General features: G+C 41.0%; 25 protein-coding genes and 1 riboswitch. All 25 genes read right to left on the bottom strand.

Annotated features, from left to right (window positions below):
* Window positions 1-18 precede the first annotated feature (18 nt).
* The 25 genes from HCB49_RS04365 to pduA (HCB49_RS04245) all read right to left on the bottom strand — a co-directional run bounded on the left by HCB49_RS04365 (window position 19) and on the right by pduA (HCB49_RS04245) (window position 23695).
* Complete coding sequence (locus tag HCB49_RS04365) at window positions 19-1383, bottom strand: ethanolamine ammonia-lyase subunit EutB (RefSeq protein WP_003721574.1); 1365 nt, start codon at window positions 1381-1383, stop codon at window positions 19-21.
* A 41-nt stretch (window positions 1384-1424) separates the two neighbouring features.
* A complete protein-coding gene (gene eutA, locus HCB49_RS04360; protein ID WP_185391158.1) occupies window positions 1425-2846 on the bottom strand; it encodes an ethanolamine ammonia-lyase reactivating factor EutA in 1422 nt (473 codons plus the stop codon).
* Between the two features lie 89 nt (window positions 2847-2935).
* Window positions 2936-4393: a GAF domain-containing sensor histidine kinase gene (locus HCB49_RS04355; RefSeq protein ID WP_061394388.1), complete on the bottom strand. Its 1458-nt coding sequence runs from the start codon at window positions 4391-4393 to the stop codon at window positions 2936-2938.
* Window positions 4386-4967, bottom strand: coding sequence for an ANTAR domain-containing response regulator (locus HCB49_RS04350; RefSeq protein ID WP_077948660.1), 582 nt, complete (start codon window positions 4965-4967; stop codon window positions 4386-4388). Before HCB49_RS04350 ends, HCB49_RS04355 begins: the two co-directional genes overlap by 8 nt.
* Before the next feature lie 274 nt (window positions 4968-5241).
* Window positions 5242-6381 (bottom strand): 1-propanol dehydrogenase PduQ, encoded by a 1140-nt coding sequence (locus tag HCB49_RS04345; protein ID WP_008947539.1) that lies wholly within the window; start codon window positions 6379-6381, stop codon window positions 5242-5244.
* A 386-nt stretch (window positions 6382-6767) separates the two neighbouring features.
* Window positions 6768-6917: riboswitch (adenosylcobalamin (AdoCbl) riboswitch) on the bottom strand.
* A gap of 55 nt (window positions 6918-6972) precedes the next feature.
* Window positions 6973-7848: a GHMP family kinase ATP-binding protein gene (locus HCB49_RS04340; protein WP_185604212.1), complete on the bottom strand. Its 876-nt coding sequence runs from the start codon at window positions 7846-7848 to the stop codon at window positions 6973-6975.
* Window positions 7838-8923, bottom strand: a complete 1086-nt coding sequence (gene cobD / locus HCB49_RS04335; protein ID WP_185604211.1) for a threonine-phosphate decarboxylase CobD — start codon at window positions 8921-8923, stop codon at window positions 7838-7840. The genes HCB49_RS04340 and cobD overlap by 11 nt, the downstream gene beginning before the upstream one ends.
* A gap of 13 nt (window positions 8924-8936) precedes the next feature.
* Complete coding sequence (locus HCB49_RS04330) at window positions 8937-10130, bottom strand: acetate/propionate family kinase (protein WP_185604210.1); 1194 nt, start codon at window positions 10128-10130, stop codon at window positions 8937-8939.
* 68 nt (window positions 10131-10198) lie between these two features.
* Entirely contained in the window at window positions 10199-10903 is a 705-nt protein-coding gene (locus tag HCB49_RS04325) for an MIP/aquaporin family protein (RefSeq protein WP_003721565.1), read from the bottom strand.
* A 27-nt stretch (window positions 10904-10930) separates the two neighbouring features.
* Window positions 10931-12049 (bottom strand): 1-propanol dehydrogenase PduQ, encoded by a 1119-nt coding sequence (locus HCB49_RS04320; RefSeq protein ID WP_185604209.1) that lies wholly within the window; start codon window positions 12047-12049, stop codon window positions 10931-10933.
* Between the two features lie 15 nt (window positions 12050-12064).
* Window positions 12065-13474, bottom strand: a complete 1410-nt coding sequence (locus tag HCB49_RS04315; RefSeq protein ID WP_185604208.1) for an aldehyde dehydrogenase family protein — start codon at window positions 13472-13474, stop codon at window positions 12065-12067.
* 6 nt (window positions 13475-13480) lie between these two features.
* On the bottom strand, window positions 13481-14476 hold the full coding sequence (locus tag HCB49_RS04310; protein ID WP_185604207.1) for a cob(I)yrinic acid a,c-diamide adenosyltransferase: 996 nt from the start codon (window positions 14474-14476) through the stop codon (window positions 13481-13483).
* A gap of 14 nt (window positions 14477-14490) precedes the next feature.
* Window positions 14491-14754, bottom strand: coding sequence for a EutN/CcmL family microcompartment protein (locus tag HCB49_RS04305; RefSeq protein ID WP_003736331.1), 264 nt, complete (start codon window positions 14752-14754; stop codon window positions 14491-14493).
* A gap of 4 nt (window positions 14755-14758) precedes the next feature.
* Window positions 14759-15238 (bottom strand): PduM family microcompartment protein, encoded by a 480-nt coding sequence (gene pduM, locus HCB49_RS04300; protein WP_185604206.1) that lies wholly within the window; start codon window positions 15236-15238, stop codon window positions 14759-14761.
* The gene (eutJ, locus tag HCB49_RS04295; protein ID WP_185604205.1) at window positions 15235-16074 is read right to left on the bottom strand and encodes an ethanolamine utilization protein EutJ; all 840 of its coding nucleotides are present in this window, start codon (window positions 16072-16074) and stop codon (window positions 15235-15237) included. Before eutJ ends, pduM begins: the two co-directional genes overlap by 4 nt.
* A 20-nt stretch (window positions 16075-16094) precedes the next feature.
* Entirely contained in the window at window positions 16095-16730 is a 636-nt protein-coding gene (locus HCB49_RS04290; RefSeq protein ID WP_185604204.1) for a phosphate propanoyltransferase, read from the bottom strand.
* A gap of 3 nt (window positions 16731-16733) precedes the next feature.
* Complete coding sequence (gene pduA / locus HCB49_RS04285) at window positions 16734-17009, bottom strand: propanediol utilization microcompartment protein PduA (protein ID WP_003719364.1); 276 nt, start codon at window positions 17007-17009, stop codon at window positions 16734-16736.
* A 25-nt stretch (window positions 17010-17034) separates the two neighbouring features.
* The gene (locus HCB49_RS04280) at window positions 17035-17481 is read right to left on the bottom strand and encodes a BMC domain-containing protein (protein WP_185604203.1); all 447 of its coding nucleotides are present in this window, start codon (window positions 17479-17481) and stop codon (window positions 17035-17037) included.
* A 12-nt stretch (window positions 17482-17493) separates the two neighbouring features.
* Window positions 17494-17841 (bottom strand): glycerol dehydratase reactivase beta/small subunit family protein, encoded by a 348-nt coding sequence (locus HCB49_RS04275; RefSeq protein ID WP_185604202.1) that lies wholly within the window; start codon window positions 17839-17841, stop codon window positions 17494-17496.
* Window positions 17838-19658, bottom strand: coding sequence for a diol dehydratase reactivase subunit alpha (locus HCB49_RS04270; protein ID WP_185604201.1), 1821 nt, complete (start codon window positions 19656-19658; stop codon window positions 17838-17840). Before HCB49_RS04270 ends, HCB49_RS04275 begins: the two co-directional genes overlap by 4 nt.
* A gap of 44 nt (window positions 19659-19702) precedes the next feature.
* Window positions 19703-20215 carry a diol dehydratase small subunit gene (locus HCB49_RS04265; RefSeq protein WP_185604508.1) on the bottom strand — a complete coding sequence of 171 codons (513 nt, stop codon included), beginning with the start codon at window positions 20213-20215 and terminating at the stop codon, window positions 19703-19705.
* Between the two features lie 16 nt (window positions 20216-20231).
* Window positions 20232-20891, bottom strand: coding sequence for a propanediol/glycerol family dehydratase medium subunit (locus tag HCB49_RS04260; RefSeq protein ID WP_185604200.1), 660 nt, complete (start codon window positions 20889-20891; stop codon window positions 20232-20234).
* Between the two features lie 37 nt (window positions 20892-20928).
* On the bottom strand, window positions 20929-22593 hold the full coding sequence (locus HCB49_RS04255) for a propanediol/glycerol family dehydratase large subunit (protein WP_185398750.1): 1665 nt from the start codon (window positions 22591-22593) through the stop codon (window positions 20929-20931).
* 18 nt (window positions 22594-22611) lie between these two features.
* Window positions 22612-23415, bottom strand: a complete 804-nt coding sequence (gene pduB / locus HCB49_RS04250; protein ID WP_185391144.1) for a propanediol utilization microcompartment protein PduB — start codon at window positions 23413-23415, stop codon at window positions 22612-22614.
* Window positions 23408-23695 carry a propanediol utilization microcompartment protein PduA gene (gene pduA, locus HCB49_RS04245; protein ID WP_003719356.1) on the bottom strand — a complete coding sequence of 96 codons (288 nt, stop codon included), beginning with the start codon at window positions 23693-23695 and terminating at the stop codon, window positions 23408-23410. Before pduA (HCB49_RS04245) ends, pduB begins: the two co-directional genes overlap by 8 nt.
* Between the last annotated feature and the right edge of the window lie 181 nt (window positions 23696-23876).

The following is a 23876-nucleotide window of genomic DNA, read 5'->3' as shown; positions in this document are numbered from 1 at the left end:
GCTTAGTTCCTCCCTTCCTTATTTTAGGAAAATAGATGCATCTCCAGCACGGCTAGTTAATTTACCATTTTCGCTGAATCCCATTTTTTCCATCCACTGATCAAATTCTTTAATTGGTTTTAGGCCAAATAATTCACGTAAAGTGGCTGTTTCGTGGTAACCAGTTGTTTGGTAGTTAAGCATAACGTCATCACCATGAGGAATACCCATGATAAAGTTACATCCTGCTGCTGTTAGAAGTACGGATAAGTTTTCTACGTCGTTTTGGTCGGCTTTCATGTGGTTTGTGTAACATACGTCACAACCCATAGAAATACCAGTTAATTTACCCATGAAGTGATCTTCAAGGCCGGCGCGGATTACTTGTTTGGAATCATATAAATACTCAGGTCCGATAAATCCAACTACTGTATTTACTAGGAATGGATCAAATTTCTTCGCGAATCCATAACAACGAGCTTCCATTGTTACTTGGTCTACGCCGAAATGTGCGTCAGAAGAAAGTTCAGAACCTTGTCCTGTTTCAAAGTACATTACGTTTGGTCCAGTTGCAGCACCACTTTGAAGGGCTAATTGTCTAGCTTCTTCAATAGTTGCTCCGTCAAAACCGAAAGCTGTATTTCCTTTTTCAGAACCTGCGATAGATTGGAATACAAGACCAGTTGGAGCGCCGCGACGCATTGCTTCCATTTGAGTCTTCACGTGTGCAAGTACACAAGTTTGTGTTGGCACATCCCATTTACTGCGGAATTCTTCAAATTTATTAAGTAAACGAACTACGCTATCAGTAGAATCATCTACTGGGTTAAGTCCGATTACCGCATCCCCAATTCCGTAAGTTAATCCTTCCATTAGTGAAGCAAGGATACCATCAGGATCATCAGTTGGATGGTTTGGTTGTAGTCTAGCGGAGAAAGTTCCTGGAAGACCGATTGTTGTGTTCGCATGTGCGATAACACGGATTTTTTTCGCTCCATAAATTAAATCTAAGTTGGACATTAGTTTTGTAACAGCAGCAATAATTTCTGATGTTAGGCCGCGTGCAACACGTTTAATGTCAGCATCTGTTGTTTTATGGTCTAAAATCCATTCCCGTAATTCTTCCACTGTCCAGTTTTTGATAGAATCATGGATACGGTCATTTACTTGGTCTTGAATAATACGTGTTACCTCATCTGTTTCATATGGGACAACCGGATTATTACGTAAATCTCCAAGCGTCATTTTAGAAAGCACCACTTTAGCAGCTACACGTTCTTCTGCAGATTCAGCAGCAACTCCGGCTAAGCGATCGCCTGATTTTTCTTCGTTTGCTTTTGCCAACACATCAGTGATGGATTTGAACTGGTATGTATGGCCGAATAAATTCGTTTTTAAAATCATTCGATAAATCCTCCTCTCAAAATTAAAGCTATTTATGTGGATCAGTTAAAGACTAAGGTTTTTACTACTACTGGTAGCACTTTCCCGTCAGCAACTGGTTTTCCTATATCAATGTAATCACCATTATCGACTTTGACACTATCCAAGCAAATTAGTGGATAGCCGGCTGGTAAATGCCCGAAAATGCTTTGTCCGAGGGCTTTTGCCATGTCGTGCCAAGTAATGATAATTAGCGGATGACCAAGTGCGATTGGTTCTTTCATTCCTTCGCAAATGGCTTTCGCGTACTCTGTTACTTGCTGGAAACTTGGGCTATTTTCGCCTTCAATTGCAAGCGCAATACGTTCCATTTCATTATCTATTTTGAACCAGCTAAGTTTTTCCTTGATGACTTCTGCCATGTTTTCATCTTCTTCTTGCTTGGCAAGTTTCAAAATCGGAATATTTTTTACTGGGAAAATTTTCTCGGTGTAAGTAATGGTGCTACCGCTAATTTCAGCTGTGTGTGAACCGGCTCCCACCACGGTCGCCCGTATGGTTTCGACAGATTCGATATACTTTTTTTCGGTCATCAAGCTAGATTCAGCTATAGCCTTTCCTAGCAGTAAACCAATATCGCCATATCTAAATGGATCACTTAGCGCACCAGTGGAAATACAATCTGCAACGCCTCCGGAAAATGAGATACAATCAATTTCCGTTAAAAATTTCAAGCCTTTATTCGTAATGATTGTTTCATAAAAATCATTTGGCGCCCCGAGAGCAACACTGTTTTTTAGTAATTCGACCATTTCGCCTAAAACTGGCTGTAAATTTTCTGGTGAAGTTGTTCCACCAAGCGTGATTGGATAACCACGTTTTTCGATTAAAGCTTGAATTTTTGGAGCAATATAGGTGATTTTTCTTGTTTCACGGTCTACTTTAATTAACCGACCACCAATATCTAAGCAAGCTGTATCAATGAGTTCACCGCGATCAAATAGCGATAAATTCGTTGTTCCGCCGCCAATGTCCAAATTCACAACTGATGTGTTATTGTCTTTGGAATACGTATGCGCACCTGCTCCTTTTCCGGCAATGATACTTTCTAAATCCGGACCAGCTGTTGCAACAACGAAGTCTCCGGCGAAACCACTCATGGCTTCTAGCACGTTGCTGGCATTATCTTTACGAGCAGTTTCACCCGTGATAATAACGGCCCCCATGCCAATTTCTTCTTTTTTAATTCCTGCGTTAGCATATTCTTTCGTTACAAAATCACGAATTGCCTCCACGTCAATCAAATTATCAGCAAGAATCGGTGTAAATAGAATCTCACTTCTGAAAATGATCCGCTTATCTGAAATAACAATGCGCGGTACGGTGAAGCTCGATGCCATATTTTGAATTTCTAACTCGGATAAAATGAGTTGTGTTGTCGACGTTCCAAGGTCAATCCCTACACTTAAAATTGTTTCCGCCAAACCCCTCACTCCTTTCTAGCAAAAAGAAAAAGCTTAAAGACAAATAACAGTATCGTTACTTGGCTTTAAGCTTCATCGCTTTTTCATAGCTACTTCTTTGTAGCATGGATAGAATTGTATTTAAAATCAAACATTGTTTTTGTTCCATGTTCATTCGATTCAATCGTTACTTTGCCTCGCAGTTTATCTTTAATGTAACTTTTGACAATGGAAAGTCCTAGGCTTTTTTCGGACACTTTGCGAACGTTGAAACCATGGCCATTATCGGTTACTTCTGCGTGGATTAAATTCTTATCTTCTTTTATTTGTAGTAAAATTTCGCCCGATTCATTTGGATGGAATGCATGGTCATACGAGTTTTGCAGTAGCTCATTTATAACGAGCGCCAGCGCCACAGTACGGTCGCTATCCAAATAAATTCGTTTGTCGATATCCATTCTAACAGCTACTTTCGGGCAATCTGTACAACATCTTTCAATATTGTAGGCAACTGCTTCGATAACCATGTAAAGATTAATGCCATCTTCCATTTGCTTCGATAAAAGCTCATGGGTTGCTGCAATAGCAAGGATTCGGCTAACACTTTCATTAAGGATTTTCTGTGCCTCAACACTTGTCGAACGTCGGCCTTGAATTCGTAGTAAGGAAACGACAGACTGCAAATTATTTTTGACACGGTGATGAATTTCACGAATCGCGACTGATTTAGAAACGATTTCTGCTTCTTTCACCTTAATATCTGTAATGTCATGCAAGATAAGAATAAAACGGCATTCCTGCTCGTCCTCTTCTTTCACGAAAATCTGCTTCATAATAAAGTAATTCCCGGCAATAACCACTTCTTTTTTTAGTTGAATGGGCTGTTTCCCAGTTTCGATTTGATACATAATTGCGTCAAACATCACCTGGTCGAGTGATAAATTATCATAATGCATGCCTTGGATATCTTCCATATAACCAAGTCGTTCGTAATACTGGTCTGCCGCGCAATTTTTTTGTTGTAAAATACCTTTACGGTCAAAAATTAAAATCGCGTCATCTAGCTGATCGGTAATAGAATCACTTAGCTTGCTCATCGCGGAAAGCGTGGTGGAGACATCTCGATACGCCGTTTCTTCATTGTCGATTTCAAAATGTGCTTTAATTTCGGCACTGATATCGTTTTCTAGAATAAGTACGGCAATGACTCGCTGCTTGTTGCGAATTGGATAGACTTTTTGGCGAATTAATACGTTTTCTTGTGTTTTTGCAAGTAAGTCATTGGAATTCATACCCGTTTCCAGTGTTCTAAGTACACCTGGCTCGTTTGTGCGAAGGGCTGTTTCTCCGACTACTTTATTTTTGTAAAGTGAATTGGTTGTTTTTGGTGGTGTATGGTGGATAACAAGGGCTTCACTAGTAAGTTTGTTATACACATCGATAAATACATCGACATCTTGATACATCGAAGACACGCGCAATGATTTGGCTGTATGAATCAATTCATCAATATCATTTTCAGACAAATCGGTATAGCGTAAACACATTTCTCGAATCGTTTTAGTCATCGCTCATCACGATCGTTTCTGCGATTTCCATCATTGGACAGCGTTTGTCCATACTCAGGTTACGAATCATGTTGTAGGCTTCTTCTTCTGTGATGTCGTTCTCAATCATAAGCACACCTTTTGCTTTTTCAATCACTTTACGTTCTTCTAATTTTTTGGTGAGCTTTTCTAATTGTTGTTCTAATTTCCTTGTTTCTCGCCCTTTGGCAATACTCATTTCAACCGTTGGGATCAAACTTTTTTCATCAAGTGGCTTGACTAAATAACCTAATGCTCCGAATCCTTTTGCTTTCTCGGTGTTTTTTTGATCACTAAATGCAGTAAGTAAAATAATTCCGCCAGCAAGGCCATCTGAAATAATTCGTTTCCCTGCTTTTAAGCCGTCTAAGAGTGGCATTTGAATGTCCATAATAACAAGATCTGGTTGATGTGTTTTACAAAGCTCAATTGCTTCAAAACCATCTGTCGCTTCCCCTACAACATTGTAGTTCGCTTCTTCCAAGATGTCTCGGATATCCATTCTTGTAATAGGTTCATCATCGGCTATTACAATTCTTCCATTCATTTCTGTCACGTCCTCTTCTTCTGCTATTGATTGATTCGTCACAATAAAGGACAAAATCATTCTATAGAAGCATTTACTTGAGCGAAAGAGTTAAAGAGCTAGAGAAAAATTCCTCCAAGAAAATAGAAAGAGCCCCTTAAAAATATTGTGCAATATTTTTGAGGGAGCCCCGTTGCTCTGCTATATTTATAATTCCACACGTCTTTGTGCTCGGTTCTATTATAAAGTAGCATGAAAACGATGTCAATAGGTTATTTGATTCCAGTTGTGAAATAAATAACTTTTATGCCAGCATTTTCTCGAGAATAGCACTAACATCCGTTTCAGTCGGTGTTCTAGGATTTGTTGCAGTACATCCGTCGTTTAGCGCGCCTTCTGCGATTTGAGCGATATTTTCATTTAAATCTGTGCGGCTAACACCACATTCTGATAGTGTAGTAGGCATGTTGAGTTTCTTTTGAAGTTGTTTAATCGCGTTGATTAAGCTACGTACTCCAAGTCGCGTATTGGATGCTGGCATTTTTAGTAATTTCGCAATTGCTGTGTAACGTTCCGCTGCACGGTTATCTGGATTGTTACCGAAATCACTAGTAATTCCAGCGTTATAACTAATTACGTGTGGTAAAAGTAATGTATTCATACGACCATGTGGAATTTTAAATTTAGCTCCAGCTGTATGAGCGATACCGTGATTTAAGCCAAGTGATGTAATGTTAAATGCCATTCCTGCTAGACAAGACGCATTATGCATTTTTTCGCGAGCTTCCAGGTCATTACCGTCTTTATACGCGCGTTCTAAGTAGGTGAACACTAATTGAATTACTTTTTCCGCCATTGCATCTGAGTAATCGTTGGCTTTCGTGGATACGTATGCTTCAAGCGCATGCGTTAACACGTCCATACCAGTGTCCGCTGTAATTGCTGGTGGTACAGATTTTACTAAGTCCGCATCTAAAATCGCTTCATCAGGCAAAATGGCATCTGTAATAAGTGGATATTTAATCGCTTTTTCTTTATTTGTAATAACGGAGAAGCTAGTTACTTCCGAGCCAGTTCCACTTGTTGTTGGGATAACGATGAAAGGCATCGCGCGTACCGTACCAAGTTTTTGACCGAAGAATTTCATTGCTTTCGCCGCATCAATCGCAGAACCACCACCGATAGCGATCATCAAGTTTGCATCACATTCATTTAGAACTTCGATTCCTGCTACGACGTTTTCAATCGGTGGATCTGGAATAATTTCGCTGAAAATCGTATATGTATTCGATGGATCAATTTTTTCTGTAATCGCATTAATCATTCCGGAACTAACCATAAATGGATCTGTTACGATAAAGATTTGTTTGTCTTTAAAATCGAGTAAACGATCTGTTGCTCCTTGGCCAATGTATAGGTCTGTTTTAAAACTAACTTTTTGCATGAGATTACCTCCTAATTTTTTAAAACTAAAAAAAGAAGCTTTGAGTAGAGAAATTTCCTCTTCCAACTCAAAGCTTCTTTGCTAAGTAAACAGTACGCCTTTGTACCGTAAAATATTTTATTTGTCCACTTTATTAAAAACCAAACACGTGGAAATGTCAAATCTTTTTTTGTAAATAGGCAATGAAGATACGTTCCTTGTATCACTCTTTTCGTCGTTGAAAAGATCATTGCCCACCATAAAACTAAGCGGTGCACATCTTTGTGCGTATGGTGCTTGATAAAACGTAGCTTCGTCCAGCTTCTCGGCACCAAACCATTTACAGTGGGCTTATTTGCTTTTAAAAACAAATAAAAAAGCCCCAGTGAGACAACTACACTGGAACCAAGAATTATACGTGCTTTGCCTCGAAGCAGTATAACCAGTTAAAACAATTAGATAAAAGACCTGACTTAGAGTGTCTAACTCCTTACAGTGGCGGGACCGTGCTGGATTTTCACCAGACTTCCAGTATCTAACTGTTTGTATGAACGAATTCGTTTATCAACGTTATTATAGCATAAAATAGACCGCTTGCAAGAAAAAATTGCTCTAGAAAATAATTCGTACCCCACCATTTACTAACTCTCGGAAATAATATCTGCTATAAAAAGTGGTGACGTAGCGCCGTTCTAATTCAAATAAAACTTCTAGTGGATCAGTTTTTTCAAGATTATAAAGCAAACCGACAACTGTTCCACTATGCGAGACATTCAGCCCCACTAAATCAAGATTCTCCGCCACTTCCACTAACTCATTCCAAAATGGTTTGGGTAGAATAGCTTGGTTGCATACTGCGCTGATGGATGCCGCTTCACCAAGTAAGTGGATGGACTTTTGTGCGACAGCTTGATTGAAAAGTTGTAACCCTTTTGCTAGTTGTGGTTCGTTTTTGAGTAATTGTTCTTGGTGGTCTTTTTGGCGGTATGTCGCTGTTTCTAAGATGGTAAGTGGTTCTAATACGACGACGCCGAGTTTTGGCATCCAGTTGGAGCTTTGGATTACGTCCCCTTTTAAGTGATCAAATAGGGTTAGCGAGTTGAAAATGGTGCTATCAGTTGGCTCTAGTTGTAGACAAAGCTTGGCGATTTCGGATTCGGTTATTGGTTGCTCGAGCCATTTTGCGGTTGCGCCGATGGTTGCGGCAATATCCGCGGTAGAGCTTGCCATCCCTTTTGCGACCGGGATTGTTGATTTTACTTGAAGTGAAACAGGTGGACGCTCGCTTTTTGTCACACCAAAATACTCGCACGTTAAATCGAATGCAAGCCATGCTTTTGTGTGTCCAGAGCTATTTATTCCCAGTTTATCGGACAAAGTTACTTCAGAATACCAGTTGATGGGGTACGAAATCAGTTTTTCGCCACCCGCAATCCACCCTTGTAAAAGTTCGCCGCATGAAGCCGGGCAAGTTGCTTTAATTTCCACTAAAAATCACCTCAAGCGCAGACAAAAGTTGGCAATTATCATCTCTGCTTTTCACCGCAACTCGGTAATAATTTTCGGATAGCCCGCGGTAATTTGCGCAACTTCGAATGAATATCCCTTTTAACAGTAATTTTTTTCGTAAGTCGAGCGATTTTTCAAGGCGGAAAAATATGTAGTTTACGCTTGGTCGATACACTGTAAGTTCTGGAAACCCGGTTAATCCTTCGTATAGAAATTCACGTTCTTCGGAAAGCCAGCTGTATGTTTGGTTAATATAATCGGCATCATCAAATAAAATCTGCCCCGCTAAATCAGCAAAGGTATTGATAGACCAAGGTTCGCGCATTTGCAAAAGTGCCTCGGATAATAAATCATTTTTCGTTAATAAGTAGCCAAGCCGAAGTCCTGGTATCGCGAAAAACTTGGTAAAAGCGCGAATGATTGCTAAATGTGGAAATTGTTGCAAATAAGGAATCATCGAAATCGTTTCATTGTCTTCTAGGAAGTCCATAAACGCCTCATCGATAATTAAATATATGTTTCTTTTTTCACATAAAGCAGCAATTTGCACCATTTCTTGTTGTGAAATTAGTTGACCGGTTGGATTGTTCGGATTGCACAAACAAACGGCGTCAACATCCGTTTCTCGTTCGAGTGTTGCTAGTACGATTTCTGCTGCAGCAAAATGAGTTTCGTTCGTTAATTCTGCATAAACAATTTCCGCATCAAAAAAAGCACGTTCATATTCCGCAAAAGTAGGCGCAAGTAAGAGAACTTTTTGCGCCTTAGTTACTTTTGCAATTCCGAAAATCAGTTCTGTCGCCCCGTTTCCAGGGATAGCATTCGCTAGGTCGAGATGATGAAACGAGGCAATTCGCGCACGGAGCGCCAAGTAATCTGGTTCTGGATATTCCACCAGTTGATCCAAATTCGCTGTTATCATTTGTTTCAAACTAGCTGGGACTCCGAGTGGATTAATATTCGCACTAAAATCGAGTACCATTTCTTTTGTAAGACCATGTTGTTTCGCTAGCTTGTTGTAGTTGCCACCGTGAGAAGCCGTCGTTATTTTCACATCAAATCGCTCCTTAACTTATCGTTTGTTTTGCATACTTTTCTACATCCCGAGCAATCATTAATTCTTCATTGGTTGGAATAATACACACTTTGACCGCTTCGTTATCATCGCTAATTATCATATCACCCGCATTATTTTTTGTCACATTGCACGTTACACCAAGGTAACTAAGTTGTTCTGTGACCATTTTGCGGATTAATGGAGAATTTTCGCCTACACCAGCTGTAAATAACAACGCATCACAGCCGTTCATTGCGGAGGCATAAGCACCGATGTAATTGCAGATTTGACCAGTGAACATTCGAAGTGTTAATAGCGCTCGTGAATTTCCTTCTTCTGCCGCGATTTCAATATCTCTAAAATCACTTGAAATACCCGATACACCTAAAACGCCTGATTCACTAGACATCATCTGCGTTACTTCATCCAAGCTATAGCCTAATTCATCAACTAAATACGGGATGATTGTCGCGTCAATTGTACCAGAACGTGTTCCCATCATCAAGCCAGCATTTGGCGTAAAGCCCATCGAAGTATTCACTGATTTCCCAGCTTCAATCGCACAAACACTCGCTCCATTACCTAGATGGCAAGAAATAATTTTTAATTTTTCTAAAGGTTTTTCCAGAACTTCTGCCGCTTTTCCGGCCACATATTTATGACTCGTCCCATGAAAACCGTATTTTCGAATATGATGTTTTTCGTAAAGTTCGTAAGGTAGCGCATATAAAAAGTTTTCTTCGGGAATCGTTTGGTGGAAAGCTGTATCAAATACCGCAACAGATAGGGCATCCGGCAGTAGTTCACGGAATGTTTTAATACCAATGATATTCGCGGGATTATGTAGCGGCGCAAGGCTTGTAACGTCTTCAATTCCCTTCACAACTTCATCCGTTACAATACACGACGCAACAAAAGCTTCCCCGCCGTGAGCTACACGATGACCTACTCCTGTAATTTCATTTAGATTATTAATTACTTGATGCGCCTTTAGTTGCTCCAATAAAATCTCGACAGCTTCCCCGTGATTATTAATTGCGCGAGTCTCTTTGATTTTTTCATTTTGAAAGGACATGTTGAATATGGCATCTGGTAATCCAATTCTTTCAATTAAGCCCTTAACTAAGACTTCTTCTCCTGGCATCGTAAAGATTTGGAATTTCAGTGAAGAACTCCCTGCGTTTATCGCCATAATTTTTTGCATATAGCTCCGTCCTTTCTCATTTTTAAAGGAGTAAACAACAAATCGCTTGTTTACTCCATGTTGTTTTTTTATAAAAGAATGTTAAAAAGTCCAATGGCTAGTAGACCACCGATGATTGGCCCGACGATTGGAATCCAAGCGTAGCGCCAGTCTGATCCACTTTTATTTGGAACAGGTAGTAAAAAGTAAGCAAGCCTTGGTCCTAAGTCACGTGCCGGGTTAATTGCATAACCAGTCGTTGGCCCAAAACTCATTCCGATTGCGACTACGAGGAAACCGAGAATTAATGGGTTTAAACCATCTGTAAAACTGTTCGCTCCAATCATAAGTAAGCCAAAAATAAAGGCAAATGTTGCGATAATTTCACTGATTAAGTTGAAAGGTGTATTTCGAATTGCGGGTCCTGTAGAAAAAATACCATGTGTATCAATTTCTGGTGGTGTCGCTTTAAAATGTGGATAGTAATGTAAAATAACGATTGATGCTCCAACAAATGCTCCGGCGATTTGGGCGATAATGTATGGAACTACATCTGCCCAAGGGAATGATCCTCCAACTGCGAGAGCAATTGTTACAGCTGGGTTTAAGTGCGCCCCGCTATATGCTCCAGCCACATAAATCCCAATCATTACAGCAAAACCCCAACCAAAAGTGACAACTACCCAGTTTGCACCTTGTGATAATGATTTGTTTAAGGTTAATCCTGCTAAAAGGCCGTTCCCAAACATAATCAAAACCATCGTACCAATAAATTCCGCCAAATATGCTGACATATTTTATCCTCCTTTTTAACGTAAAATCTATATAATTTGTTCTAAAATCTCTTTTAGTTCTTGATGTGTCGGTGTCGTTGGACTTGTTGGCAAACATGCATCTTTTAGTGCATTTGTTGCAATTTCATCCATTTTTGCATAGACTTTTTCTTTTACTACACCTGCGTCTGTTAATGTACGCGGCATTTGCATATGTTCCATCATCGCTACGATTCGTTCACGTAGCAGGCGGACAGCGGTTTCATTCGAATCTGATCTGGAAGCAATTCCACAAATTCGGGCCATTTCTGCATATTTTTGCTCGGTGTCACGATTTTTAAAAGCATTAAAACGAATGACTGCATCTAGTAAAATGGCGTTTGCTAGACCGTGTGGTACGTGGAACTGAGCGCCGAGTTGATGCGCAATACTATGATTTAAACCAAGATTAGCGCAGTTGAACGCCATTCCCGCCATCGTTGAAGCATTATGCATTTTTTCACGGTTGGCTAAATTGCGGCCATCGTCGTAACAACTCGTTAAGAAACGGAGCGTTAACTGGACACTTTTTTCACCTAGCGCATCGGTATAATCACTCGCGGCTTTGGAAACATAGGCTTCAATTGCGTGTGTTAACACATCCATTCCCGTGTTAGCCGTAATCGCTGGTGGCACGGTAACAACTAGTTGCGCATCTAAAATAGCCATATCCGGAATCAGTTCATCAAGGAAAAGTGGATATTTAATTTTTGTTGTTGGATCAGTGATAACGGTTGCGGCTGTTACTTCCGAGCCAGTACCACTTGTTGTCGGAATCGCAATAAAGGTACTTATATTGATTTTTTCCAGACGTTTAGCGAAGTAGTAAATCCCTTTCGCTGTGTCAATCGCGGATCCACCACCAAAAGCAATCATCACTTGCGGCTGAATTTTCCCCGCTTCACTAACCCCACTAGCTACTTTCGAAATGGGCGGGTCTGGGACAACATCGGTGAAAATATGCACATTATTGGACGCATCTAGCTGACCAATCAAACCTTGAAGCCCCTCCCCATCTGCTAAAAAACGATCACAAATAACCCAAACATTTTTATTTTTGATTTCTTTTAAAACTTGTAAACTATTCGTACCAAAAGCTACTTTTGTCTTAATTTGAAAGCTATTCATTAACTTTGCCTCCTCTTAACGAATCGAAAAACCATCTGTTAAAACACAGCGGCGACGGCGAGCAAAGTGACGTGCTGTAGTGGTTCCTTCTCCAGTAGGCGTTGCAATAGTAAACGTCGTGCTCCCTTCACCACGAAAACCTAATCCCGCAAAGGAAGGACCGTTTTTCACGAAGATGGATGTTTGCATGTCTCTTGCCGCTTTGTTTAATCTGGAAATATTTTGCGAATGCATTGTCGCTGTATGATGTAAGCCTTGTTCTAACTCAATAGCCACTTCGAGCGCAGCATCAAAATCAGGTACTCTTACAAGCGGTACAATTGGCATCAATAACTCTACCGTTGCAAATGGATGTGTTTTTTCTGTTTCCACGATGATTAAACGCGGCGTGAAATCACATGCTATCCCAGCTTCTTTTAAAATTTCGGAAGCACTTTTTCCGACTAATTTTTTATTAGTTACACCTTTATCCGTCACTGCTACTTTTTCCAATTTTTGAATATCACTTGGATTTGTCACATGTAGCGCACCATTTTTTTCCATTTGAAACAATAAGAAATCCGCAATGCTATCTACTGCGACAATGCTTTTTTCCGCGATGCATAAAATATTATGGTCGAAAGATGCGCCGTCCACGATATCAGCAGCCGCTTTTTCGATATTAGCAGTTTCGTCGACAATTGATGGTGGATTTCCGGCACCGGCACCAATGACTTTTTTACCGGATTGCATGGCTTGCAGAACGACGCCTGGACCACCTGTAATCACAAGTAACGGCACTTTCGGATGATTCATCATTTCTTGTGCTGCTTGAATGGACGGTTTTTCCACCGTAACAACTAAATTATCAATCCCGCAACTTTCGCGAACAATCGTATTTAGTTTTTCAATCAACCAAAGCGAAATATTTTTTGCGCCAGGATGCGGGCTATAAAATACGGCATTTCCTGCTGCGAGCATGCCGATCGTATTACAAATTAACGTTTCGGTTGGATTCGTGCTCGGCGCCACTGCACCAATAACACCATATGGAGATAGTTCATAAAGTGTCATACCATTATCGCCAGTAGCTACTTCTGTATATAAATCTTCTACCCCTGGAGTTTTTTCAATCGCTAACGTGTTTTTCAAAATTTTATCTGCTACATTACCCATCCCAGTTTCAGCCACTGCTTTTGTCGCAATGGTTTCAATCTCTGGGTAAAGTGTTTCACGAATTGCCTTTACAACGTTGCGGCGTTCTTCCAGCGATTTTTCTTTAAAACTATTTTGCGCTATTACTGCTGCTTGAACAGCTTCGTCAACGGTATCAAAAATGCCACTTTTTGCGCCTTGTGTTGTTGTTTTTGCTGGTACTTCTTTTTGTTCTGCTAATTTTTCTAAAAGAACTTTTTTCACCAGTTGTTCGAGTTCTAATGATTCCATACAGAATTACCCCTTCTCTATCATTGATAATGCTTTTTTTGCAATGTGGATATCTTCTTCTACTGAGCCGCCGCTAATCCCCATGCCACCAATAATCGCTCCATCTTTTCCGTAAATTGGAACGCCGCCGCCAAAAGTAACAATGTCACCATTTGTCAGCGTTTCTAATTGGTAAAGTGGTGCTCCCGGCTGGACTGCTTCTGCTAAGTTTTCTGTACTTGTTTTCATCGCTACAGCCGAATAAGCTTTTTTCGTCGCCAGTTCTGTACTTACTAAAAGGGCATGCTCCATCCGATAATTAAATCTAAGGTTGCCGTGCGCATCGACAATGGCGAGTGTAACTGGGACACCTATTTCCTCAGAAACGACACAAACTTGATGCATCAGTTTTTCGCAAAAGGAAAATGATAAATCAGTTGAAACCGGCTTTTCTTGTCCAGTTTGCTCTAAATATCTTGCTACAATAAGCTTAGTTGCTTTATCTAGCATCTGTCTAAAATCTTCTTCGCGCGCAAGGATATACAAGAAATCAGATAAACGGTTGACGAATTTTAATAGCTCTTTACGGACAACTGTTTGTTCTGATAAACGAACTAATAATCGCTCGCCACGTCTAGCAACCGTCCGCGCGCTATGAAGAAATGCTCCAGCCGTGCTTGATCCCGGCAAAACAAAACTATCGACTTTCGGTAACTTGGCTGTATAGGCGTCAATCACTTTTTCGAGTTCGTTAATATCATTTTCTGTAATGATAATTTTGCTAGCGAGGGCTGCTTCGTGTTCTGTTGCAAGTTCTGCGCAAACATAGAACAACTGACGCTCAACATTTCTAAGCAACGACTTGTTTTCAGCAGAAGTAACGAATTTTTCGGCCACACTTATTTCCGCATTAAGCTCATCAAACGAGCCATATGTTTCGACACGGTCATCATATTTTTTCACACGATTTCCATCAAATAATGCCGTCGTTCCCTTATCGCCGGTTTTTGTATAAATACTCATGAGTTATTCACTCCTTACTTATCAAAACTATCGACAATTGCAATAATTGCCGAATCAATCGCACTATTTGGTTCCGCAAAAACACTTCTCGCCGCATTTCCACGAGCAACAAGCACATATTCGCCAATCCCCGCACCAACCGAGTCACAAGCCACTTCTTCTGAGCGAACATGCTCCCCGTTTGCATCAACTGGTTGTACAATCATTAATTTTTTACCAGTAAGCGAGTCTTCTTTTTTCGTTGAGACTACGCTACCAGTAATTTTCGCCATAAACATAACGTCACTGCCTTTCCCGCACTGCAATATTATTTTTCGTTAAATATTCCTTTGCAAGCGGTGTAATAAGCTGCTTTTTAAATTTGCAAAGTGTACTTCCGCTTGGGATTAATGCGCTATCACCGTAGCAAATCACTTGACCACTTGAATAAAAAAGTCGCTCACCAGTACTTGTGAAAACCGGATAGTTTAGCTGGGAAAGCATCACATAATCTAGCCAAGGTTCGCCGTTATCATACAGTTCCAACTCAATGCTAACCCCATAATCTGCTGCTGTTTCCAGCCAAGCAGTGAGTGATTCTGCCCGGTTACCACCAAGAATCCGCTCAAGAAAATGCTTATTCACCTGCGTTAACCGAACCGTTCCACTTTCCATAAAAATAGCAATTGGATCGCGCGGGATTTTGCTAACAACTATTGAAGTTTTATTTGCGGCACGAAGTTTCAAGCGTTGGACAATGATTTTTACTAATTTTTCGATCATAAATTTCCGCTCCCCGAACTCATGGCAATACCAAGAGGCGTAACATATTGCGGATAATTAGGTTGGAAAACAGGCATCTTCAAATAGCTTTCAAACGTATCTTTAAACTGACTATAAGCCGATGCTCCACCAACAATATAAAGTGGTTCTGAGGGAGATTTTTCGAGATGAACACGGGTAATTTCTGCCATTTTTTCCACCACAGGGCGCATCACTGAAAAATGCTCGCTCGAATCTTTTTGCGTGCGCTTATTCTGCTCGGCTTCTTCTACTGGGACACCGTAATATCCAGCGAGAACAAGCGTCATATGCGTTCCTCCTGTTGGTTCATCTGCGGTATAAATGACTTCACCATTCTCAAACACACTAATTCCAGTTGTTCCACCGCCGACATCGACGACTGCACCATTTTGCAAATCAAGTACTGCGGCTGCGGCTGTAGGCTCATCAATTGTGTAAAGTGCTTCCATTCCAGCACTTTCGATTACATTCGCGACGACTTTTTTATTGTTTCCAACTGTACCTGGTGGGATGGCTCCAGAAGCATGCGTTAAACTTATTCCTAGGCATTTTTCTGCGCGGTCTTTCAGTCTTGTTACAACTTCGACAGACTCGCGGTAATTGACAACGAGACCATCTCGAACAGCATCTGCAAATTCAAATGCACCAAAAAGCGGTACATTATGCTCATCTAACACAACAAACACAATCGAAGAAGTACCTAAATCGACGCCGACTTTCACTTTTTCCCCAGCTGGAATTTTTTGTTTGATATCTTTATTCATTAGCGAGGCTAGATGTTCCATCCGTTCATTGGCTGTTTGTAAAATATCCATTTTCCCACCTCCTTATCTCGTCACGACTTGATTATTTTTGCAAAGCTTGTGCCAGCAATATCTGCCGCATTCGCTTCATCTGTATCAATATGCATTTCTGGAATAAATTGATTATTTACCCGAATCGTACAATGGTTTAAAACTAGACTGCGCATTTCCGAACCTACTAGTACAGAAACTTCATCGCCTTGTTTTACGCCATATTCATTCGCCACACTCTCTGGTAAATGGATGTGGCGTTTCGCGACAATTACCCCTTTTGGTAAGGAAAGTTCGCTATGTTTAGAGACAAGTTTAATTCCCGGCGTTCCTTCAATATCTCCGGAAACACGAATTGGAATCTTCATTCCAAGCATTCTAGCATCCGTTTTAGAAAGCTCGACTTGCGAAAATTTCCGCAGTGGACCTAAAATCCGGACGCGATATAATTCCCCTTTTTCCGAAATAACTGTAAGTGTTTGCTCGGCGGCAAATTCACCTGGTTGTTTGAGCCATTTTTTCACTTGAATAGGTTCGTTTGGAAAAAGTTGATTGTAGTCTTTTTCAGTTAGATGGATGTGGCGATTAGAGACTCCGATTGGAATCTCTGTTGCCGCACCACCAAATTTATCTGTAACTATTTGCTTAATTATTGCTTTTAGTTCTGCTCTTTCCACGGCTTATAAACCTTTTGGTAGCAACGTTTCTACATCATTGTGTGGACGTGGAATTACGTGGATAGATTGTACTTCTCCAACGTTACGCGCTGCTGCTGCGCCTGCATCTGTTGCTGCTTTTACTGCGCCAACATCGCCGCGAACCATTACTGTTACAAGTCCTGAGCCAATTTTTTCATAACCTACAAGAGATACGTTTGCTGCTTTTACCATTGCGTCAGCTGCTTCAATTGCGCCAACAAGTCCTTTAGTTTCAATCATTCCAAGTGCATTATTCATTATTATTTCCTCCTCAAAATTAGGTTTACTTCTCTTCTTCAAAATGGATACAATCTTGTCTTGGATCGCCTTTTACCCGTGGGCATAGTGGATCATGACATAGATTACATGTTGGTTCTGCCGCTACTTCGGATTCAGCGACTACTTCCGGCTCTACGATTAATTCTGCTTCCACCGGTTGTTCTGGCGCTTCGTCTTCTTGTGGCCAAAACACTGTAAAAATCTCTTCCCCTGGTCGAGGAATGACTTTTTTCGCAATAAAGCTGTCTGAGGCTATTGCGGTTTGTTCTCCTGCTTCGAGCGCGGCATTTACTGCTGCAACATCTCCTTCTACTTTCACAGTAATCCAGCCAAAACCTTTTGCTTTTTCCGTGTCAACTAGTTGGATATTTGCTACTTTAGCCATTGTATCTGCTACTGTAATCGCTGAGGCAAGTCCTTTAATTTCAATCATTCCAATTGCTTGATGCATTCCTTCACCTCCTTATTTAAAAGGTACACCCTTAACGAGCCGAGCCGCATTCATTCCCATATTGCGCTGTTTTTCGAGTGATGCTGCACAAAAACGATATTCCGAAAACAGCGGTTTATCTGGTGGCAAATTGCGATAATGAATCACTAAATGATCATTTTTCAGCGTAATACCGACCAACAATGGAGAACTCGCGGATGCTCGAAATGCGGCTTGCACTTCTTCTTTTAAAGGCATCATTTCTAACTCGCACGGAATGCCTTCTTCTTCTATTCCAAATAAAACTTGTTTAATACAATCGGGATCGGCATTTTTATCTGCATGAAAATAAATAGCTGGTTTACTAACAACCGGAATCATGCCTTCGCACCCCCTGATAGAATTAATCCTGTCGCAACGGCATTTCTAGGTCCTTCTTTGCCACGGATATTTCCACGGCCAGCAACAAGTGAATAATGAGAAAGTGCATCGGTTATTAATTGCGGAATCTCAAAATCAAGGGCTGATCCCCCGACAATAACAACAAATGGAATATCTCGAATGTTCCCAGTTGGGCTGACATATTTTAATGCGCGGATCGTATTCGTTACAAAAACACGCTCTTTTGCGGAACGACGGATTAATTTGATTTTTTCGATGGACACATCACCCGGAATTGGTACAAAGCCGTCTGATTTTACAATTACTACTTTGGCAAAAACGCTTGGAGAAAGCGGTGTATCAAAAAATTGGACCGTGCCATCTTCATGACGAATGTGGAAAATGCTTTCGACTTTAGCAAGCGGGTATTTTTTAATATCTTCTGCTAAATAACGGTCTTCCAGGCCAATTTCTGACTGGATAATCATCGTCACCATATCACCTGCACCAGCTAAATGAGTTGCGATAATTTCTCCTTTTCCATTAATAATCGAGGCATCTGTGGACCCAGCACCTAAGTCTAAAATAGCAAGTGGCGTATTGGTTCCAGGGGTAGTAAGTGCGCCTAAAATAGCCGCTTCTGCTTCTGCCCCACCAATTTTGACTGTTACTTGCAGTTCTTGTTCGATTTCCGAAGCAATTGCTGCCATTTGTAAATGATCACTTTTAACCATTGAGGCAATTCCAACTGCTTGTTCCATCGAAAACTCACCTGCAAGACCGCCTTGAACATCAACTGGAACAAACGTATCTACTGCAAGTAAATCTTGAATAAAAATATCTGCTGGTAATTTATCTGTTAGTCCAGCCATGGTTTGCCGCACTTTTTCCAGCATGCCACCGATATTCGTTCCCGGTTCTCCGCTTGCATTGTCGAGTTTTGGTAGAGACATAATCGCCTGCATGATTTTCTCCGATCCTTCTGCGACATTCACACGCAGCGTTCGCGAACCTGACTTTAACTCGATATGTCCAGCCGGGATGGTTCTTGCTTTCACATCACCCTCTGGTGTTTTAATCACAACTGCCGAACGGTTTCCAATTAAAGCACGCGCAACAGGGATAATATTTTTCGTTTCATCCGAACTTAAATGAAACACCGTCGCAATACCATATGGGTTCGAAATGGTTTCAATGACTTTTCCGGGAGCCGCAACTTCAACAGCCGCTAACATATCAACCGGAACTTTATCAATAAAACCAACTTCATCCACAATCGGGATTTTGCTGTTTAATCGATTATGCACAAGAACGCCATCATCAGCTTGAAGAATTGCCGCCGTTATTTGGTAACCTTTTTCAACATACGCATTAATCTGCTTTGCGGCATCTTCAAAGTCGACTGTTTTTGGGATAATCACAATATAATCTGTATCTTTTGATTTAGAAGCAACCTCGTCCAAAAGTACCGTCATACCTGATCCCATTCCAAGTCCACCTGGCGTTTTTGGATTATGGCCAATCATCGTGGATTCCGTAATAATCGTTTCTGTAATTGTCTCCATTGCCACATCACCAATCACGGGTGTCGCTTCATTAATACGAATTTCTATCAAATCAGCGGTTGTTGCATTTACTTTCTCTAAAGCAAGTCGCAACGCTTTAAAAATCCCATGAAGATTTTGTTTCGTTCCTTTGATACCAGTTGTGTCCGTAATAGCACTCGCAACAAACTCGGCGTTACCTCCAGAATCTGCTATCGCAAGCGCCACTTCCGTTGTTGAGTTTCCGATATCAATACCTGCCATATATTTCATTCATTTCACCGCATTTCCTACATAATCGCGAGCAAAGGTGAATTTTAATTATCGCCTTTTAATTTCTTACGCTCTTGATAAAGCTGTGCTGCTTCACGAACATAATTAGAACAAATCGTTGCATTGTACACATTTTCCAATTCATCCGCAATTGCAAGTAGCTCTTCTTTTGAGGAACGATAAGGGCGCATCGCATTATAAATTTCTAAAATACGTTCATCTGGAACAATCGTAAGTTCTGCTGCACGTTCGAAATTATTCGCGAGCGTTGCGCGTCCTGCATCTCTAGCTACTTGTGCTTGCATTTTCAGTGTTTCCGCTGTTACACGAACATCTTCAGGTTTAATCGTGCCATCTAAAACACTTTTCAGCGTAATATCGTCTAATGATTTTGATGTCGATGTTTTTACAAGTTCAGGGCGTTTCGTACCCAGTGGATAATCGCGCACCGTCAGTGTATCTCCGCTCATTTTTGGAGAAGTTGTTGTTGAAACGGCGCCACTATTTACTTCTTGCAAAATATTTCTAACCATATTTTCTAGTGCTTCTTGATTCATCATTTTCACCTCACTATTAGTTTACTTGTAATTCGACTGCGTTTTTCCCTTGAACAACATGTTTGGTTTCTTTGATATGAAGTAAAGCTGCTTTGGCTTGGAATTTCGGGCGTGCCATTTGATCGTTTACCATTGGCACTGGATTTGGTGATTCACCTTTAGCATATTTTGCCGCATTTTTCCCAATTGCTCGGTAAGTTTCTAGCGTGATTAATGGTGCTTGCGGGAATAGCTCTAAGTTAGAAAGTGGTTGTAAATCTTTTTGGTGGATCAAAGCTGTACCACGCGACTGAATGCCGATACAAATACCAGAACCACTTAACTTGTCGCCCTCTACCGCGACGAACGCTACGTCAGAAGAACGGAACACACGGACAACACGCGCTTTTAACCCTTCTTCTTCAATACCTGCAATCACTTCTCGTAAAATTTGTTTATGTGGAACGCCGACAATATTTTTCGTTTGATATTTACCAAAAGCTGGCGCGACCGCAATAACCACTTCATCTTTTTGTCTACCTGGCTTTGCGTCACCAATTTCTGTTAAAAAGCTTTCATCTGAAACGGCAACACTTGGCAGTTCTTTTTGGAAAGAAACTTTATCTTCTTTTAGCTGTAATTCATCTAACACTTCCGAAATAATTCCGCGAAGCACTTTTTCGTTAATTTCAACCATGTCTCGTAATCCTCCTTTATAAAAAATGGGAAGTAGCTTAGTCTAATTCGTTTGCATCGACTGCAACAGCGATATCTTTTAATTTCTCCCAGCGTTCGCCCTCTAAGCGATAACCAGTTCCTGGACCTGCGTAATCATTTAAATCGTTGACGGAACTAATCACATTCCAGTCTTTATCAATGATGGCAGACGTATGAAGGAAATCACCAGATACACGTTGTTTCAGCATATTAAGTACGCTTTCGGCAACATCATCGAATCCACCAGCAGATAGTGCTTTCACGACATCCAGACCAGTCACACCGCGGTCCATCATTTCAGCTGCTGCTTTAATATCTTCTACCATGTTACGTTCTGGCATATCTTTACTTCCACGTGCATACGTTGCTGCTTCTACTTCCGCATCGGTTACTTCTGGAAGACCTAATTTGTCGAAAACTGCTTGAATAACGCGTGCCGCTTTATTTCTAACTGCAACAACTTCTTCTTCTGTAACCGGCGTTAGACCACCGTCCACTTTTAAATCGCGTTGCAAAATATTGTAATCATCAAAATCATCTGCATCAAAGTTCGAACCAGCAAACATATTGTCATAGTTCGGCGTTGCGCTATAACCAGAGGAAATATAATCTGTTCCTGGTAAAAATTGCATCAGCAAACGAGCTGTACGGCGAATATCCGAGTGAGAGAATGTTTGGTCATTACCAGACGCTACTTCTAGATCGAGCATAACGGCAATTAAATTCTCGGCAAGAACCGCTCTAATACCACTTGGCACGGCTCCCGGAATTCCGATACAACTAATCGAACCATTTTGTAACCCTTGAACACCAGCTGCTTTCGTAATAAAAATACAGCGCGATTCAAGATAAAGCATCGATTTTCCTTCTGCATAACCCATTTGAACTTCAGAACCAGTCCCAGATGTGAAACGCATTTTCAGCCCGCGAGACGCATATGCACTTGCCAAAATACCTTTGGACCAAGGCGTATCATCTCCGTCTGTAAATACAGGCTCCGTACCATACACAGAAATCGTTTCCGCGTAACAAGTTAAACCACGCATACCGAGTTCTAATTCTGTTGCTTCTTCTAATGAACATTGCGTTAATACGCCACCACGGCCCGTTTGCGAACCTACTAATAAACTAAGCGCGTTAAAAGGTGCATAACGAACTACCGCAACGGTTGTTTCTTGTTCATCAAAGCCACGAATCGCTGCTTCTGCTGCATCGGCTGCAATTTGAACCGGATTATCACGCAAGTTTGTTACATGGGCTTGGGTTGTTGGCGTTCTACGTGAGCGCATTTTTTGCATCGACATCATCATTTCGACAACGTTCATTTGCGAAACTACTTCTACTATTTTTGCCGGTGTCATAGCAGTTGTAAGTAAAACGATTTTTTCACGTGGTACATTTGGGTCGCAAAGCATATTCGCTAACTTCACCGAATCCATTTGCATAACTTCTTCCGCACGAGATAAATCGACGCCATATTTCGCGATGAAATGGTCAATTAAGTCAAAATCAGCAATTTTTTTGCTATCCATTTCGACTACTTTGCCATTTTCTATTTTAATGCTTGGTTTTGGATCATTTGGGCTTTCCATTGCGATTAAGCCTTCTTCAATCCATTCCTTTACAAAACCATCTTGATTGACCGGGCGTTTTGCTAATTCTTCAAAGCGTTTTGATTTCATCAGTCGTTACCCTCCGTTCTAAATGTAGGATGGACGATCATTTTTCGGTTCATCCCCTAAAGCTCCAAGTAATTTTTTACCAATTTCACGTGCAGAAATAACAGCTTGACGGACTGCTCCAGAATCTCCGGAAATACAAAGGATTACTTCATTGGAGAAACTTGTTCCATCAGCTGGTGAAGAATAAGCAACGACATCTACGTTAGCTGATTTCACTGCAGTGTCAGCCATTACAACACCGATTCCAGCTGGAGCACCAACCATAAGTCCGAATGCTTTCCCTACTGGTGCGCCAAATGCTGTATTAAGCGCATGGCTTGCTCGCGCTGTATATTGAAGTTCAATGTGCCCAGCTTCATTGCCATACACATCGCCAAAAGTTTTATCTAATTCATTCAGTGCCACTTCCACCGCACGTTTCACATCTGAAACATCGTCGCCACCAAAGATAATTAAAGAACCATGACCTGCACCGCCTTTTGTATCTCGTGGTAATTCGATTTTCACTACTTCTGTGTTCGTTGCTTTCACTGCTTCATCCGCAGCCATAATATGTGGGCCTGCACCAGTACGGGCTCCTAAAATACCTATAGAACGGTAAGACTTCTCAAGCTTCATTGCTTCTAAAAGTTGTCCGTCTACATTCGCAATCACTAGGCCGATTGTATCTCCAATTGCTGTTCCTACAAATTCTGTTAATTGAATTGCTTTTTCACTCATTTGACGTGATCCTCCATCCTCTACTAGTTTTTCCGGGGCATCATTAACTGTTTCCATTACCTGTTTTAGAATTTCGTCAATCAGTTTATTTTGCTCACTCATCTGACTTCACCCTCACTGGTAAAATTTCTTCCACATCTGTATGCGGACGAGGAATAACATGTGTACTCATCACGGTACCTACATTTCTTGCTGCCGCTGCTCCTGCTTCTGTCGCTGCTTTCACCGCACCAACATCGCCACGAACCATGACAGTAACCAGTCCAGACCCGATTTTTTCGTATCCTGTTAATGTTACGTTAGCTGATTTAACCATGGCGTCAGCGGCTTCAATGGCGCCGACTAGCCCTTTAGTTTCAACTAAGCCTAGTGCTTCTTGCATGGGTGTACCTCCTTCTCAAAATAAGTATTTTACTCTCTCAGTATAGGCAATCTGTCGTATAAATAGTTGCCGCTTCCAAACAGAAAAAAAGAAGACGCCAATCGTGTTTTAACACAATTTTGCGCCTTCAAAAAAAATAACGACAAAAAGCCATCCAGCAGTGCATGGTTTGGGCTTTCTT

It is taken from the genome of Listeria cossartiae subsp. cayugensis (genome assembly GCF_014229095.1).
GTDB lineage: Bacteria > Bacillota > Bacilli > Lactobacillales > Listeriaceae > Listeria > Listeria cayugensis.
This window is presented reverse-complemented; position numbering and strand designations above follow the sequence as displayed.